Genomic DNA, 16155 nt, shown 5'->3' with positions numbered 1-16155 from the left:
TATATTGCCAGCGGATAAACAGGCTTTGTGTGAGATAACAGGCTTTTGTTCAATAAACCCGACAGGGCGGTTAGCCCGCAGTGTAGCGCAGCGAAACGAGGACTATGAGCGATGGCGGGAGTACAGTTGCGATGAAAAGCAAAACGCTCATTTTCTAACAAAAAAATTATAATAGAGTTGTATTCGGATCTTCAGATTTTTATCAGTAGCGGGAGAGTTGTCAACTTTCTTGCCGCATGCTAGTAAAGTTGACAAATCTATTCCTGATGACAAAAAAAATGGATGATGGTTTTTAATTCCATCATCCATCAACATTATGATTAAGAGTTGTCATCTTTCTTGCCACCATGCTAGTAAAGTTGACAACTCTATAAATATTACCCTTGGTTTTCAATCCATTTACGTGCATTTACAAAGGCTTCCATCCATGGCGAAACTTCGTCTTTGCGGCCTGCCGGATAATTGGCCCAGTGCCATTGGAACAATGAACGTTCGATGTGCGGCATCATCACCAGGTGACGGCCGGTTTCATCACATAACATGGCAGTATTGTAATCAGAACCGTTCGGACTGGCCGGATAGGTTTCGTAAGCGTATTTGGCTACAATTTTGTATTGATCTTCTGCATAAGGTAAGGAGAATCTTCCTTCACCATGCGATACCCAAACCCCCAAAGTGCTGCCGGCAAGGCTGGATAACATTACCGAATTGTTTTCCTGTAACGTTAAGGAAGTGAAAATACTTTCGTGTTTGCCGCTTTTGTTGTGCAACATTTTAGGTTTATCGGTATGGTCTTTATTAATCAGGCCCAATTCAATAAATAACTGACAGCCATTACAGATCCCTACAGATAAAGTATCAGGGCGGGCAAAGAATTTTTCTAAAGCAATTCTTGCTTTTTCGTTATATAAAAATGCACCTGCCCAACCTTTTGCCGATCCTAAAACGTCGGAGTTGGAGAAACCGCCCACCGCACCGATAAACTGAATGTCTTCCAAAGTTTCTCTGCCGGTAATTAAATCGGTCATGTGTACATCTTTTACATCAAAACCGGCTAAATACATGGCATTTGCCAGTTCGCGTTCAGAATTACTTCCTTTTTCGCGGATAATGGCTGCTTTTGGTCTGGGTTTGGCGTTGTCGATTACCGGTTTTTTACCATTAAAAGTTAGCGGGAAACTGTAATTTAAAACATGGTTTTTATAGTTTTCATAACGTTCTTTGGCTAATCCGTTACCGGTTTGTCTGCTGTCTAATAAATAAGAAGTTTTAAACCAGACATCACGTAGGTGATCAATATCAAAAGTAAAGCTGTCAGCAGCGTTTTTAACTTCCAGGGTAGCCGACGGAATTACTGTGCCGATTTTATGGAAAGTAACACCATTTTCGGTCAATGTAGCTTCAGCGGCAGCATCAGCCTGGAAAACGACTGCAATATTCTCGGCAAAAAGCAATTTCAAGCTATCCTGCTCTGCCAAGGCTGATAAATCGAGTTGAGCACCTAAATCGCGGTCGGCAAAACACATTTCCAGCAGGGTTGTAATCAAACCACCGCTGCCAATATCGTGTCCGGCCTGGATCTGGCCTGCTTTAATTAATTGTTGTAAAGTATTAAATGCGTTTTTAAATTGATCTGCATTTTTAACATCTGGTGTTTCGGTACCTACCTTATTTAAAATCTGTGCGAAAGATGAACCACCTAATTTATAGCTATCATTTGATAGATTGATATAATAAATGGCACCACCATCTTTTTGAAGTACCGGCTCCACTACCTTAGTGATATCGTCACAATTGGCGCCGGCAGAAATGATAACGGTTCCGGGCGCAATTACATCGCCATTGGCGTATTTCTGTTTCATCGATAAGGAATCTTTTCCGGTTGGAATGTTGATGCCCAAATCGATTGCAAAATCAGAACAGGCTTTTACGGCTGAATATAACCTGGCATCTTCGCCTTCATTTTTGCAGGCCCACATCCAGTTGGCAGAAAGTGAAACGCTTTTTAAACCATCTTTTAAAGGTGCCCAGACAATATTTGAAAGTGATTCGGCAATGGCGTTGCGGCTACCTGCAGCCGGATCGATCAGTGCTGAAACCGGTGAATGACCAACTGAAGTGGCAATACCTTCTTTACCCTGAAAATCTAATGCCATTACCCCGCAGTTGTTTAACGGCAATTGCAACGGACCCGCGCACTGTTGCTTGGCTACACGGCCACCCACACAACGGTCTACTTTATTGGTTAACCAATCTTTAGCAGCTACAGCTTCTAATTGAAGCAATTGCTCCAAATAAGCATTTAACTGGCTGGCATCATAATTCAGCTCGCTGTATTTACGGTCTACCGTATGATCTTCCATCACGATTTTTGGCGAGCTGCCAAACATGGCCGCCAGTTCCAAATCCATAGGTTTTAAACCGGTAGTGGCCGATTTAAAGGTGAAACGGTGATCGCCGGTAACTTTACCAACGGTATACATCGGTGAACGCTCGCGATCGGCAATTTTTTGAAGGGTTTCGATATGGTCGTTGCCAATTACCAATCCCATTCTTTCCTGCGATTCGTTACCGATAATTTCTTTGGCTGAAAGGGTAGGGTCGCCCACGGGAAGCTTATCCAGGTTAATTAAACCACCGGTTTCTTCTACGAGTTCTGATAAACAGTTTAAGTGGCCACCTGCACCATGATCGTGAATGGAAATAATTGGATTATGATCGCTTTCTACCAAACCACGAACGGCATTTGCCGCACGTTTTTGCATTTCGGGGTTCGACCGCTGGATGGCATTTAATTCGATGCCGCTGCCGTGCTGACCGGTATCTGCAGATGAAACCGCTGCGCCGCCCATTCCAATTCTATAGTTTTCGCCACCTAAGATTACAATATTATCGCCTTCCTGTGGTTTAAGTTTTTGTGCCTGGCTGGCTTTGCCGTAGCCAATACCGCCCGCAAGCATAATCACTTTGTCAAAACCAAGGGTACGGTTGTCTTCTTCGTGTTCGAAAGTTAACACCGATCCGGTAATGAGCGGCTGACCAAATTTATTTCCAAAATCGGTAGCCCCGTTTGAGGCTTTGATCAGGATATCCATTGGCGTTTGATACAGCCATTGTCTTTCCTCTACACCTTGTTCCCATGGGCGGTTTTCTTCTAAACGGGAAAGTGCCGTCATATAAACCGCTGTTCCGGCCAAAGGTAAAGAGCCCTGGCCACCAGCCAAACGGTCTCTGATTTCGCCGCCCGAACCTGTTGCAGCACCGTTAAAGGGCTCAACCGTAGTCGGGAAATTGTGTGTTTCTGCTTTTAGGGAGATTACGGAATCGAAATCGCTTAAGGCATAAAAATCAGGCTGATCGGCACGTTTAGGTGCAAACTGCTGTACTTTAGGTCCTTTAATAAAAGCAACGTTATCTTTATAGGCCGAAACAATATCGTTCGGATTTTCTTCAGAAGTTTTACGGATCAGTTTAAATAAAGAGGTAGGTTGTTCTACACCATCAATTACAAACTTGCCGTTAAAGATTTTATGGCGGCAGTGTTCTGAGTTGACCTGCGAAAAGCCAAACACTTCCGAATCAGTTAATGGTCGCTCTAATTTTTGCGCTAATATATTTAGATAATCAACTTCCTCATCACTTAAAGAAAGTCCTTCCTGTTTATTGTAAGCCGCTATATCGGTAATCTCCAAAATTGGCTCAGGTTTGATGTTGATGGTATAGATATCCTGGTCAATTTTATCGTATTTTTGAGAAAGCATTGGATCGTAATCGGAAAAGGCTTCGTCAACCTTTTTAAATTCTTCAATCCTGATCATGCCCTGTATGTCCATATTCTGGGTAATTTCTACCGCATTGGTACTCCATGGCGTGATCATCGCTGCCCTTGGACCTACAAAATAGCCTTGCAGAGCTGTTTCCTGCGATATTTTGGCGCCGCCAAATAACCATTCGAGTTTAGTAATATCAGTGGTAGAAAGCGCTTTGTCTGTTTGTAAAACAAAGATTGTCTGGGATTGCCCTTCGACAGGCTCAGGATGACTAGAGAAGAAATGAATCATGCTTTTTTTTTGAAGTCGCAAATTTAGCGTTTTTAAATTTAATGAGGGAAGGAATGAAGGATTGAATGTAGAATTTTGAACGATTTTAAAATAATGTCCAAATGATTCAATTTTGAATTAGAGAATGCAGAACTTTACAGATTATTCATTTATGCACTCATTTTTCAATTCAGTTATTATATATGCTAAGAATCCACCACATTGCCATTATCTGTTCTGATTACGAAAAATCGAAAGATTTTTATGTAAATAAACTGGGCTTTACTGTACTTGCTGAGGTTTACCGGGCAGAACGGAAATCGTACAAGCTGGATCTGGCGGTGAATGGTGTTTACCAGATCGAACTTTTCTCTTTCGAGAACCCACCTGCAAGGCCTTCGCGGCCGGAAGCGCAGGGGTTGCGCCATCTGGCTTTCGAAGTAGCCGATATGGAACAGGAGATTGACCGGTTAAATAAGCAAGGAATTATTACGGAACCGATCCGGATTGATGAATTTACAGATAAGCGTTTTACTTTTTTTGCCGATCCTGACGGTTTACCATTGGAATTGTACGAGGCTTAGGATGAGTGTTTTTAAGTTTAAGCAGTTTGAGGTAGACCAGACGGGTTGCGCCATGAAGATCAATACGGATGGCGTTTTAATTGCAGCTATGGCTAACCAGCGGGATCCTAAAAAGATCCTGGATATTGGGACCGGTACAGGTGTAATTGCCCTGATGCTGGCACAACGTTTTCCTGATGCAAAGATACATGCAGTAGAAATCGATGAACAAGCTGCGAAAACTGCGGAAAGGAATTTTCAACAATCGCCATTCCATCATCGTTTAACTATTGGCAATATAGCAATTGAAAATTATAATTCGCCTGATAGATTTGAGCTAATTGTATCTAATCCGCCGTTTTTTGTAAATGACCTTAAAAATGAAGAGATCAGGAAAGGCATCGCCAGGCATGCCGAAGATGGTTTTTTCAACATGCTGGTAAAAAAGATCAGTGAGTTATTGACTGCTGATGGCCAGGCTTGGCTGATCCTTCCGATAAAGCAGGCCGATGAGGTGGTTGTGGAGGCCGGGTATTACGGAATGGAGCTGTTGGAAAAAATACATATTCATTCTGATCGGTCTAAAGCTGCTTTCAGGCAGATAATAAGTTTAGGTAAAAATAAAACAGCAATACAGGAAAGTGATTTTTATCTATATGAAGATTTGAAAGTGCATACAGCTGAATATAAAATACTGCTTAAAGATTTCTTTTTGGCTTATTGATTGATATTGAACAGATATCAAGATTGTACGTTCAAAATGGTGTATTTTGTTCTGCGATTAAAAGCTTTTTGCGACTTTTTTTTTGCACCTATGTACCTCATTTATTAAATTTTTATTGCTTTTACTTTGGAGATTATCCTGTAAAATAAACATACCATTAAGTTGACCTGATGAAAAAAATAGGATTGATTTCAGATACCCATGGTTTTTTAGATGACGCCGTTTTCAAACATTTTGATGACTGTGATGAAATCTGGCATGCCGGCGATTTTGGTCCGGATGTAGCTGCACCACTGGCGGCCTTTAAACCTTTGCGTGGGGTGTTCGGAAACATAGACGATGCTGTAATCAGAAGCGAATTTCCCGAACACAACCGCTTTAACTGCGAAAATGTACCGGTATGGATGACGCACATAGGGGGGTATCCCGGAAAATATTCAGCTTTGGTAAAACCAGAAATTTACACTAAGCCTCCGAAATTATTTATTACCGGGCATTCGCATATTTTGAAAGTGATGTTTGATGAAAAACTAAAATGTTTGCATATAAACCCCGGTGCAGCGGGAAAACAAGGTTGGCACAAAGTACGAACCTTGATTAGGTTTTGCATTACTGACGAAAATATTCATACCTTAGCGGTCATAGAATTATCAGGTAGATAATGTAAAATATACACTAAGTATGGTTTGTGGCGTCAAGACATTAGGACAATTTATTATTGAAAAACAGGCAGATTTTCCCTATGCAAAGGGTGAATTATCCAGGCTGCTGCGCGATATTGGCATTGCAGCTAAAATCGTAAACCGGGAAGTCAACAAGGCGGGTCTGGTGGACATTTTAGGAGACGTCGGAAGCACGAATGTACAGGGCGAAGAACAAAAGAAACTGGATGTTTATGCAAACGAGCAGTTTATTGCAGCCCTGGCCAGCGGTGGGGAATGTTGTCTGGTTGCTACAGAAGAAGAAGATGATGTGATCCATATCGAATCGCCGGTGTCGCAAAATGCAAAATATATTGTCTGTATCGACCCCCTTGACGGTTCATCCAATACGGATGTAAATGTTGCGGTGGGTACCATCTTTTCGATTTACAGGCGGAAATCGTTTGAGGGCAGGGCCAGTTTAGATGATGTACTTCAAAAAGGTACTGAACAGGTAGCTGCCGGTTATGTTATTTATGGTTCTTCTACTATGCTCGTTTACACCACCGGCAAAGGTGTTAACGGTTTTACGCTTGATCCATCAATAGGTGAATTTTGCCTGTCGCACCCTGAAATGAAAATGCCAGAAACGGGCTACCTGTACTCTATCAATGAAGGGAATTATGTACATTTTCCGGATGGCGTAAAGAAATATATTAAATATTGCCAGGTTGAAGATGAAGCCACGAAACGTCCTTACACTTCGCGTTATATTGGCTCTATGGTTGGCGATATCCACCGGAATTTGATTAAAGGCGGCATTTATATTTATCCCACTACTTCACGTTCGCCGAATGGTAAATTACGGCTGTTGTACGAATGTAATCCGATGTCCTTTATTATTGAGCAGGCCGGGGGCAAGGCCAGTACGGGTTTTGAACGGATCCTGGATATCAATCCGACCGAACTACATCAACGGGTTCCCATTTTTATCGGCTCCAAAAATATGGTAGAAAAAGCGGAAGAAATGATGAGCTTGTATACGGAAAAATCAATAGCTATCGAAAATAATGTAGATGCTAAACCGGAAAATCTGCATGTAATTGGCGGGTTGGATTAAAGCAAGGTTGCCTTATTTCTTTCTGCCTCAAAAACAGTATCGATGGCTAAGTTTTGCTTGTCTTGAGAAGCAAATACCGCCAAACGGTCGCAACGTTCATTCTCCGGATGAGCGTTGTGGCCTTTAATCCAAACGAATTTGACTTTATGAAGTTTGTACAGCTCAAGAAATCTTAACCAGAGGTCTTTGTTTTTTTTGTCTTTAAAACCTTTGCTTACCCAGCCGAAAACCCATTTCTTCTCTACGGCATCTACCACATATTTCGAATCGGAATAAACCGTTACTTCCTGGTTTAAGCTTTTCAGTGCCTCCAATCCTTTTATTACAGCCAATAATTCCATGCGGTTATTGGTGGTCATCCTGAAACCGCCGCTTAATTCCTTATAGTGTTGCCCTGCCCTTAAAATGGTGCCCCAACCACCCGGACCGGGGTTTCCGCTAGCAGCTCCGTCTGTATAAATTTCGATCATAAACGTGGTAAAGTTATGTTTTTAGGTTTAAAATCGTCTATCTAATCGGTTGCAGAAATTTTTTTTGAAATTCAAACAATTGAATGTTAAGGAATTAAAAATTTGTGGTAAAAACATTGAAAAAAATATTTGCAGGGAATGTTAAAAGTCGTACTTTTGTGACATCAAAATCACGGTGGATGTAGCTCAGTTGGTTAGAGTATTGGTTTGTGGTGCCGAGGGTCGTGGGTTCGAGCCCCATCATCCACCCCGAGTTTTAAAGCAGTTCTGAAAAGAGCTGCTTTTTTTGTTTTTAGGGGATTTTTGAGGCAATCCTTCTCTTCCGATCAGGCCCTTCAACAATTATTCTGTTCCGGTGGTTTAACTGATATGGACATTGCCTTTGAAAACTATTATTCGGGTACCAGCGGGCTATTGTTACCCGTTCCCAATAAATTGCACTACCCGGAAGAATTTCAACAGAAGAGCAGGCTGTGCTATTATGCCTCGCTGATGGATTCTATCGAGATCAATTCTTCTTTTTATAAAATACCGCAGGCTTCTACGATGAAAAAGTGGTCGGCGGATGTGCCCGATAAATTTCGTTTCACCTTTAAGCTTTTTAAGGAGATTACCCATAATAAGGATCTGGCCTTTGATCCGGAGATGGTATCTAAATTTTTTTCGGTCATTTCGCATGTCGGGGAGAAAAAGGCTTGTCTTTTGGTACAGTTCCCGCCAAGCGTAAGGATTTCTCATTTTGCGCAGCTGCGCTATCTCATGTCGGTACTTAGAGCGAATGATCCTTTTTTCGACTGGAAAATTGCTTTGGAATTTCGGCACGCTTCTTTATATATAGATGAGGTGTATGAGCTTTTGGAAGAATTTGGGCTTGGCATGGTGATACACGATAAATCGCCTGCCAGTTCTCCGGTAAAGGAAAGCCATCCTGATTTTATCTACATCAGGTTTCATGGTCCGGGAGGAAACTACAGAGGAAGTTATGCTGATGATGTACTTTATGAGTATGCAAGTTATGTTACGGACTGGCTGTCAGAAGGCAAAAAGGTATTTGTGTATTTTAATAATACAATGGGGGAGGCACATGCCAACCTGAACATGTTGCGGCAGATTGTCAGAGATACCTATTAGTATTTGTTGAGCATCAGTCCTAAACTTTTTGTACCTGAACAATGTTTCATTATTGCAATCAATCAATAAGTTCGGTAAGGAATATCAAAAAATACAGGAGTATTTAATTTTTAATACGTTATGGCTGAATTACCAGACTTAGAAGTTTTTGCACAGATCATCTCGCGTAAGTTCAAGGGAAGATCCCTGAAACAATTGGAAATAATGGTGGCGAAAAAGCTGAACGTAACTGCCTCATCACTAAAGGAAAACCTTGAAGGAAAGAAGCTTTTGAAGGTTTTGCGCTCTGGAAAAACCTTACACTTTCATTTTGGTAAGGAAGTTTTACAAGTTCATCTGATGCTTCGGGGAGAACTAGCTGCGATTGAGAAAGATTCGGCGTTACCAAAATACACCATCCTTGCTTTTCATTTTTCCGGTGGCGAAGGTTTTACCGTAGTAGATATCTTGCGTGCAGCAACACCTACCTTAAACCCCGATGCTGCTATGGCACCAGATGCGCTGGAAATGGACGAGGAATATTTTATCGGGGTGATTTCCAAGAGCAAAAAAATGGTTAAGGAGGTGCTGATGGATCAAAAAAAGATGCGGGGCATAGGTAATTCATACGCTGACGAGATCCTATGGGATGCCAGGGTATCGCCATTTTCAATCAGCTCGGCCATACCGGAAAAAATAGTTAAAAAACTGTTCAGGAGTTTGGGGTCTGTTCTAAAAGAAGCCATTAAAGCTATCGCAAAAGAGAACGGAAATGAGCTTAGTGGCGAATTGCGCGACTTCATGAAAGTGCATAGTGCAAAGCTGGAAAAATCCCCGTCCGGAGCGGTAGTGAAGTCAGATAAAATAGGCGGAAGAACCAGTTATTATACTGACGAACAGCAATTATATTCTTGAAAAACAATCCATAATATTATCGTGCAGATTTCGCTTCCAGTTAAAGGTGCAATTGCATTTTGCTATCCCAGGCGTTTTTTCCAGTCTGACTTTAGTGATTTGTAGATCGGGTGTGCCTCTGCCATTTTATAAGCAGCGTAGAATATCGCAGCAGATTCGGCTTTCTCCGCTGATCCGGTACCACGTTCCAGTGGCTTGTAATCCTGATTTTTGTCGTATTTCTTTCCTCCTTTATAATTGGCATATCGCCTGGCGCGGGTGTAGCCCATTTGCAAGTATTTCCTGGCCATATCGGCACCCACAAAATCATTTGCCAGGATGTATTCATGAAACATCTCCAATATCTTTTCACTACTTGCTTTAGCAACCTCTGGTGTTTTAAACCTCCAGAATTGGCCGATCTTGGATTTATAAGGCTCACAGATCAGGACGCCTTGTTCACCCTTGCCAACACGGTATTTTTCGGGATGCTCTTTATAATCGATATCCTGCTTCCATGGGTATGTTTCCAGGTCAAAATCGAGATATGATGGCTTTCTTGCTGATGGCATAGCTTAGCAACATATCGGCTTATGGTTATGTTTTATCCCAATGGAATTTGGCTTAAAATGTGGTACGGTGGTTACGGATGTTAGCGGCGATAAATGCCTTTTCAGATTGGATTGGTCTTATTATTTTTTTTAAGCCTGGGTTTGGTAACGGCTTTTTGCTTACGCTTTTTAGTTGCAGATGCTGTTTTTTTTGATGAGTTACCTAAAGGCTTCTTTGACGCGGTTTTCTTCTTTCGCGCATTTTTGATGCGGTATTCAAGCAAATAAAGCCTGGTATGCCATTTCTCGACTGTGGCATCGTCGTTTTTTGGAAGGCCCGTTGGTTCCAAAAGCCCGAGAACATGAGCCAGTTCGCGGGTGCTGTTTGCTTTGTCCTGGTTTTCTTTCAACCAGTCTTGTTGTTTGATTTCGTAAGATTTCCGGTATTCCGCTATGGCCTGTTTAATAAGTTTGACCTCATCCTCTTTTGATTTGGTTTTGCGAAAAAGTACCATCTGCCTGTTCCAAGCGTGTGAATTGGCAGGATCGGTCATGGCAGATTTCCGGTAAAGTTTTAGTGCGCCAGCATGATCGCCCGATCTTTCCAGTTCGAGCGCAGCGGCAAACTGCTCTTTTGATCGTATCTGTTTTGTTCTCGACATGATTGATTTTTGAACAATCGGCTCAGGCTATTGTTTGCCAGATGGTAGTATAGGTTATGACTACAGGATGACCTTTGCGCTAGGCGAGTAATGCTAACTTTGAATTTAGCATTAATGAAATGAAGAAAATAGGATTTTTATCGTTCGGGCATTGGTCCGAACATCCATCATATCAGGCGCGTACCGCGGGTGACACTTTGCTGCAATCCATCGATCTGGCGGTCGCGGCCGAAGAGATCGGGCTTGATGGCGCGTATTTCAGGGTACACCATTTTGCAAGGCAACTGGCGTCGCCCTTTCCGCTGCTTTCTGCCATTGGCGCAAAAACTTCGAAAATTGAAATTGGAACTGGCGTTATCGATATGCGCTATGAAAATCCTTTGTATATGGTTGAGGATGCTGGTGCAGCCGACCTGATTTCTGGTGGCAGGTTACAACTAGGCATCAGCAGGGGATCGCCCGAGCAGGTGATTGAGGGGTGGCGGCATTTCGGTTTCTCACCAAAAGAAGGAGGAAACGATGCTGATATGGGCAGGCAAAAGGCTTTGGAATTCCTGGAAAGACTCAAAGGTGAAGGTTTTGCAAAGCCCAACCCCAATCCAATGTTTCCAAATCCGCCGGGGCTTTTAAGGTTAGAGCCCTATTCAGCGGGACTGAGAGAACGCATCTGGTGGGGAGCTGCTTCCAATGCCACTGCGGTTTGGGCGGCAGAAAACGGCATGTTCCTGCAGAGTTCCACTTTAAAGTTTGATGAGAATGGCAAGCCCTTCCACGTACAGCAAGCTGAACAGATCAGGCTTTACAAGGAAGCCTGGAAAAAAGCGGGGCATGATCGCGAGCCAAGGGTGTCTGTGAGTCGCTCTATATTTGCACTGATGAACGATCAGGACAGGTATTATTTTGGCCAGCAAGGAAAAGCGACAGATAGCTTTGGCTATATCGAGCCGACCCAACGGGCAGTTTTCGGCAGGGGATATGCTGCTGAACCTGATCAGCTGGTTAAGGAACTGGCTGCTGACGAAGCCATACAGGAAGCGGATACCGTATTATTGACCATTCCAAATACCCTTGGTGTCGATTATAATATACATATTTTATCTTCCATTCTGGAACACGTAGCGCCAGGGCTCGGATGGCGATAGCCCATTCAAATTTTTTAAGTTTACAAAACATATTGCCAGTAGTCGTGTTTAGATATAGAGAGCGTTAATTTAGATAAGCGGGAAGAGCCTTTGGTTTTTTCCGCTTTTTTATTTTCAGTTTGATAGTCAACGGCCGGCAAGAGCGATAAATCCATCATTGATTTTTGAGTTCAGATTTTAAAATCGAAGCCACAGCTTTTTTAATCCGGGACTTCATCTTTAAATTTTCGCAAGTAATTGTTCCGCTGGTTCCTCAGAAATATTGGCAGGCTGTTTAGCCAAAGCTTTTCCTGGTTTCTTTTTCTTAAACTTCCTTCCATACCATACCAAAAATCCCGTAATCGGTAAGCTGGCACCAATAAGTGAGGCCAGGAAGGCCAATACTTTGCCGGGAAAGCCTAAAATACTGCCTACATGGATATCGTAATTCATCTTCCGCAATTTCTCCCCGAAAGAGGCTTGAGCATAGGCCACCGAATAGGCATCTTCCCGCTTTAGTTCCTTCAGGGTATGTTGGTCAAATGTATAGCCCTGGCTGTTGTAAAACTGCCCTTTATTGGGATATACGGTAATGTTGATGGCGGCTTTGGCATCTGCCGTATCGGCAAAACTATAATAAAATCCCATCGATTCAGGATGGCGCGTGATGACCTGGTTCCAGGCCATATCCATCGCTTTTTCTGGGTTGTAACCTTTTCCTTTTAATGTAGAGTCTGAATCCAGGCGTTTGTATTCTGCCAGCTTATCGCCACCCGATGTAACCCAGTAGATCCCCTCGCTATACCATTTAATGCCGTACACCATTCCGGTAAGGGCTATGGCCAGCAGGAATAGTAAAGCGTAAAAGCCGAGCACATTGTGCAGGTCGAGGTTTACCCGCTTAAAGGATGCACCCCATTTGATCTTAAAACTTTTATCACGCGTGGATGGGTTCCATTTTTTGGGGTACCACCAGATTAGCCCGGTAATTAATAAAACAACAAAAACCAGGGTGCCATAATTCACAATTGGCCGACCAATTTTAGGCGACATCCAGAGAAACCGGTGTCCGTTTAAAATAAACCTGAAGAAATCTGATTCACCGGGTTGATGCACTTCGGTACGGATTACTTCACCCGTATAAGGGTTCACTTTCAGTATGGTATTGCCCGTACGTCGATCCTTCGGACTGGCATTTGCGGCCCGTAAGCTGAGGTTAATTGCCCTGCCTTGCTGGTAATTTGCATAAGATGGTACTTTCTCCGGATGCAGCTTCGCAGCAAGCTGCATCAACTCTGAAGGTTTAACCACAGGTTTATCCTGCCAGGCTACTTTCGTGTCGGGCTCCAGCAGCCCGGTAATTTCTTCATTAAATACCCAAATGCATCCTGTAAGGCACACGATGAGTACAATAACGCCAGATATCAAACCCAGCCACAAGTGCAGCCAATTGTTGATGCGCTTAAAAACCGTGTCTTTTTGCTTCTTTTTTCCTTGATTTCGGGTCTTGGTCATGGTGCCTGTTTTGTTGATCGGATATGGATTATTTAAACCGGTAAGTAATGCTCAATCTTGCATTGCGCGGAACTTCATAAATATAGGTGTAGTACGAAACGGATGTTGCCGTTTCAGTAGCCAGTTTAGTATATGATCCCTGGGTCAGCAGCCTGCGGTCTAACAGGTTATTCACTAATGCGGCAATGGTTATTTTACCTTTTTCGTAAGAAACCCCGGCATCAAAACGATAATAAGCTGGCAACATCAATGGAACTGAAGTAGATCCGGCATAACGATCCAACTGGATCTGGTAGCCCGCACTCAACCCAAAACCGTTTAAAAAAGCCCCTGGCTTTTGGTAGCGATAAGATAACCAGCCATTGGTAATGTGTTTCGCCGAATTAGGGGTATGTCTGCCTATCAGTTCTGGTTTAGCATCTTCACTTACCGTGGCATCTGTTAGCGCATAATTTAACACTACGTTTAATCCAGGAGTAATTTCGCCATTGATATCAAGTTCAATACCTTTGGAGATGATACCACCCAATTGGATCTGCGCATTCGGATTCAGCGCAAGGTGTGCCGGATCCAGGTCGGCAGTCAGTACATTTTTCTTCTTGATACGGAAGGCAGCAGCGGTTACGTTCCATTTACCGTCAAAGAAATCTTTTTTAACACCCAGTTCGATATTATTGCCGCGAATCGGCTTGAAAGGGTTTCCGGCATAATCCTGACCTGCAACAGGCAGAAAACTTTGGTCATAGAGCGTATAGGCACTGAAATCCTTTGCCAGGGTTACGCTCAAACCGGCCCTAGGGCTAAAAACATTATCAGAAATCTGCGTAAGGTTAGTTTTGCCCACGGTTACGGCATGCGTAAAACGTCCGGCCAGGGTTAAACGAACCCGTCCATCCAGCATGCGGAGCTCATCCTGCAGGTAGGCGCCGGTATAGGTGAGGTTAGTGGCATATACATTCGATCCCGAACGGTTCTGAATGCTGCGCGAACGATCGAAGAAAGGAATCTTGTCAAAAGGAATACCATAAACCGGGTTATAAATATTAAAGGTAGCATTGTTTGCCAATTGCAGATCTGGCTGCTGCACGCTTGAAAAATCACCCCAGGTTTTCAGGTTGCCCATATCAAGTCCGGCCAAAATACGGTGTACAACAGGCCCCGTAGTCAGGTCGCCCATCAGGCTTACCTGGATATTTTTATTAATGGCCAGTTCCTCGCTGATATTCAGGTAGCGGCGCATATCGCCATTGGGTGCAATTTTCGACGGCCATGGAGTGCCTCCATCTAAACCATAACGGAGATAGGCCGCCTGGGCATTAATTTTCCAGTCATTATTTAAACGGTGACTCACATAAACAGTGGCGTTGTGGTCATATAGTTTTGCAGGGTCAAGCGCCGGATCGCCTAGAAAGAAACTAGGGTCGGTATCGGCAAATCCTTTTGGCGAAAAACCGTATGAACCTAATGCCTGCGCTTCCACATGCTGGGTGGTATATTCTGCAGTAATTAAGGTGTTGCTGTCTACCTGGTAGCTGATTACGGGAGCGATAATATATTTATCGGTGTAGTTGTATTTGTTGTAACTGTCTTTGGTTTGTGCGGCCACGTTCAGGCGGAACAGTAAACGGCCATCGCGGCTTAACTTGCCGTCCAAATCGGCAGTTACGCGACCTAGGTTATAACCTCCACCGGCCACACTTACTGAACTGCGGTTTTGGCCGGTAGGCTTCTTGGTTACCACATTATAAATACCTCCAGGTTCGCCGTTTGTCATCATAAAGCCAGAGGGACCTTTTACAAATTCGATGCGATCGATCGTTGCGGCATCATCTGCCAGCGGACCCCATGGCATTTTTTGGTTCATGCCGTTCCGGAATGCCGGAATGCTGGTACCACGCATAAAAATATTGGCATATTGGGCATCCCAATGGCCAACGCGTAACGTACCACTCACATTTCTGGTTACGCCATCAACAATATCAAATACCTGCTGATCTGCCAGTATTTTACTGGTGATTACCTGGATATTCTGTGGTACCTCAATCAGCGGAGATTGTAAACGCAAGGAAGGGGAAACTTTATCCACCTTGTATCTTTTTTTGTTCGTGCTGATCTGTACCTCGTCTAACTCAGAACGGTTTTCTTTTAAAGAGAAATCAGCGATGACGGTACCACGTGAGGAAACCTGAATCTGTTTTTCTTTTGGATAAAGCCCAACCGCCGAAACTACCAGTGTATAATTGCCAACGGGCACACGCCTGATCTGATAAAGGCCATCCTCGTCAGTTACCGAGCCATAACGGGTTCCTTTCAGCACGACGCTTACACCTGCAGCTACACTTCCATCGGCAGTAGTAATTCTTCCTCTCACTGTACCGGTTTGTTCATCATTGCGGTGTTGAACGAGGCTATCAGTAGCATTTGCATAACTTCCTGTTCGTGAAGTACCAGAACTGGCTTGAGCTGCAAATATTCCGGCGCAGCACATGCCTAAGAATAAAATTTTCTTAAATTGCATTTACTTTTAATTAGATGTTAAAGGTATCGGGTTAAAATCCGGTAATGCCACACGGGAGTTCAGGTCCCGCTGTGGCATTTTTTTGCAAAGGTATATTTATTTAGAATAAATCCAAATAAATGTAATTGTTTACCCTAAATCGTTTCAGTCTTTTTACACAGGTGAATCGGGTTGCACCAGTTTTCGTAAGCAGTGGCCCGCATGTATTTCATAAAGCTTGAAGTTA

13 protein-coding genes and 1 tRNA gene are annotated in these 16155 nt (G+C 43.2%); 8 read left to right on the top strand and 6 right to left on the bottom strand.

The genetic code is table 11. The annotated features are described in order from the left end of the window. Positions 1–377: 377 nt before the first annotated feature. Positions 378–4061 (bottom strand): phosphoribosylformylglycinamidine synthase, encoded by a 3684-nt coding sequence (gene purL / locus QZ738_RS19815; RefSeq protein WP_293789864.1) that lies wholly within the window; start codon positions 4059–4061, stop codon positions 378–380. A gap of 182 nt (positions 4062–4243) precedes the next feature. Between purL and QZ738_RS19810 the strand changes: the two genes are divergently transcribed. The 4 genes from QZ738_RS19810 to fbp all read left to right on the top strand — a co-directional run bounded on the left by QZ738_RS19810 (position 4244) and on the right by fbp (position 7088). Continuing rightward, positions 4244–4624, top strand: coding sequence for a VOC family protein (locus QZ738_RS19810; protein ID WP_293789862.1), 381 nt, complete (start codon positions 4244–4246; stop codon positions 4622–4624). A 1-nt stretch (position 4625) separates the two neighbouring features. Further along, a complete protein-coding gene (locus QZ738_RS19805; RefSeq protein ID WP_293789860.1) occupies positions 4626–5327 on the top strand; it encodes a methyltransferase in 702 nt (233 codons plus the stop codon). Between the two features lie 170 nt (positions 5328–5497). Further along, positions 5498–5989, top strand: a complete 492-nt coding sequence (locus QZ738_RS19800) for a metallophosphoesterase family protein (protein WP_293789858.1) — start codon at positions 5498–5500, stop codon at positions 5987–5989. Between the two features lie 19 nt (positions 5990–6008). Beyond that, complete coding sequence (gene fbp, locus QZ738_RS19795; RefSeq protein WP_293789856.1) at positions 6009–7088, top strand: class 1 fructose-bisphosphatase; 1080 nt, start codon at positions 6009–6011, stop codon at positions 7086–7088. Here the strand turns inward: fbp and rnhA are convergent. Beyond that, positions 7085–7558, bottom strand: coding sequence for a ribonuclease HI (gene rnhA / locus QZ738_RS19790; RefSeq protein ID WP_293789854.1), 474 nt, complete (start codon positions 7556–7558; stop codon positions 7085–7087). The two genes, fbp and rnhA, sit on opposite strands and share 4 nt — an antisense overlap. 175 nt (positions 7559–7733) lie before the next feature. On the opposite strand from rnhA, the gene QZ738_RS19785 reads away from it, so the two are divergent. From QZ738_RS19785 to QZ738_RS19775, 3 genes are all read left to right on the top strand, one after another. Continuing rightward, a tRNA-His gene (locus QZ738_RS19785) sits at positions 7734–7807 on the top strand. A gap of 120 nt (positions 7808–7927) precedes the next feature. Beyond that, positions 7928–8689, top strand: coding sequence for a DUF72 domain-containing protein (locus QZ738_RS19780; RefSeq protein WP_293789852.1), 762 nt, complete (start codon positions 7928–7930; stop codon positions 8687–8689). A 120-nt stretch (positions 8690–8809) separates the two neighbouring features. Beyond that, a complete protein-coding gene (locus tag QZ738_RS19775; protein WP_293789850.1) occupies positions 8810–9583 on the top strand; it encodes a DNA-formamidopyrimidine glycosylase family protein in 774 nt (257 codons plus the stop codon). A 62-nt stretch (positions 9584–9645) separates the two neighbouring features. Here QZ738_RS19775 and QZ738_RS19770 read toward each other — a convergent pair whose 3' ends face one another. Both QZ738_RS19770 and QZ738_RS19765 read right to left on the bottom strand, forming a co-directional pair. After that, entirely contained in the window at positions 9646–10134 is a 489-nt protein-coding gene (locus QZ738_RS19770) for a DUF4385 domain-containing protein (protein ID WP_293789848.1), read from the bottom strand. Positions 10135–10235: 101 nt separating this feature from the next. Continuing rightward, the gene (locus QZ738_RS19765) at positions 10236–10775 is read right to left on the bottom strand and encodes a hypothetical protein (RefSeq protein ID WP_293789846.1); all 540 of its coding nucleotides are present in this window, start codon (positions 10773–10775) and stop codon (positions 10236–10238) included. Between the two features lie 119 nt (positions 10776–10894). Between QZ738_RS19765 and QZ738_RS19760 the strand changes: the two genes are divergently transcribed. Beyond that, positions 10895–11917, top strand: coding sequence for an LLM class flavin-dependent oxidoreductase (locus QZ738_RS19760; RefSeq protein ID WP_293789844.1), 1023 nt, complete (start codon positions 10895–10897; stop codon positions 11915–11917). A gap of 219 nt (positions 11918–12136) precedes the next feature. Here QZ738_RS19760 and QZ738_RS19755 read toward each other — a convergent pair whose 3' ends face one another. Both QZ738_RS19755 and QZ738_RS19750 read right to left on the bottom strand, forming a co-directional pair. Continuing rightward, positions 12137–13411 carry a PepSY domain-containing protein gene (locus tag QZ738_RS19755; protein ID WP_293789842.1) on the bottom strand — a complete coding sequence of 425 codons (1275 nt, stop codon included), beginning with the start codon at positions 13409–13411 and terminating at the stop codon, positions 12137–12139. Between the two features lie 28 nt (positions 13412–13439). Beyond that, positions 13440–15929, bottom strand: coding sequence for a TonB-dependent receptor (locus QZ738_RS19750; RefSeq protein WP_293789840.1), 2490 nt, complete (start codon positions 15927–15929; stop codon positions 13440–13442). Positions 15930–16155 lie beyond the last annotated feature (226 nt).

It is taken from the genome of uncultured Pedobacter sp. (assembly GCF_913776295.1).
Taxonomy (GTDB): domain Bacteria; phylum Bacteroidota; class Bacteroidia; order Sphingobacteriales; family Sphingobacteriaceae; genus Pedobacter.
This window is presented reverse-complemented; position numbering and strand designations above follow the sequence as displayed.

Excerpts from the sequence above, each read along its gene's own strand:
- purL (WP_293789864.1), bottom strand. The coding sequence starts at position 4,061 with ATGATTCATTTCTTCTCTAGTCATCCTGAGCCTGTCGAAGGGCAATCC.
- QZ738_RS19810 (WP_293789862.1), top strand. The coding sequence starts at position 4,244 with ATGCTAAGAATCCACCACATTGCCATTATCTGTTCTGATTACGAAAAA.
- QZ738_RS19805 (WP_293789860.1), top strand. The coding sequence starts at position 4,626 with ATGAGTGTTTTTAAGTTTAAGCAGTTTGAGGTAGACCAGACGGGTTGC.
- QZ738_RS19800 (WP_293789858.1), top strand. The coding sequence starts at position 5,498 with ATGAAAAAAATAGGATTGATTTCAGATACCCATGGTTTTTTAGATGAC.
- fbp (WP_293789856.1), top strand. The coding sequence starts at position 6,009 with ATGGTTTGTGGCGTCAAGACATTAGGACAATTTATTATTGAAAAACAG.
- rnhA (WP_293789854.1), bottom strand. The coding sequence starts at position 7,558 with ATGATCGAAATTTATACAGACGGAGCTGCTAGCGGAAACCCCGGTCCG.
- QZ738_RS19780 (WP_293789852.1), top strand. The coding sequence starts at position 7,928 with ATGGACATTGCCTTTGAAAACTATTATTCGGGTACCAGCGGGCTATTG.
- QZ738_RS19775 (WP_293789850.1), top strand. The coding sequence starts at position 8,810 with ATGGCTGAATTACCAGACTTAGAAGTTTTTGCACAGATCATCTCGCGT.
- QZ738_RS19770 (WP_293789848.1), bottom strand. The coding sequence starts at position 10,134 with ATGCCATCAGCAAGAAAGCCATCATATCTCGATTTTGACCTGGAAACA.
- QZ738_RS19765 (WP_293789846.1), bottom strand. The coding sequence starts at position 10,775 with ATGTCGAGAACAAAACAGATACGATCAAAAGAGCAGTTTGCCGCTGCG.
- QZ738_RS19760 (WP_293789844.1), top strand. The coding sequence starts at position 10,895 with ATGAAGAAAATAGGATTTTTATCGTTCGGGCATTGGTCCGAACATCCA.
- QZ738_RS19755 (WP_293789842.1), bottom strand. The coding sequence starts at position 13,411 with ATGACCAAGACCCGAAATCAAGGAAAAAAGAAGCAAAAAGACACGGTT.
- QZ738_RS19750 (WP_293789840.1), bottom strand. The coding sequence starts at position 15,929 with ATGCAATTTAAGAAAATTTTATTCTTAGGCATGTGCTGCGCCGGAATA.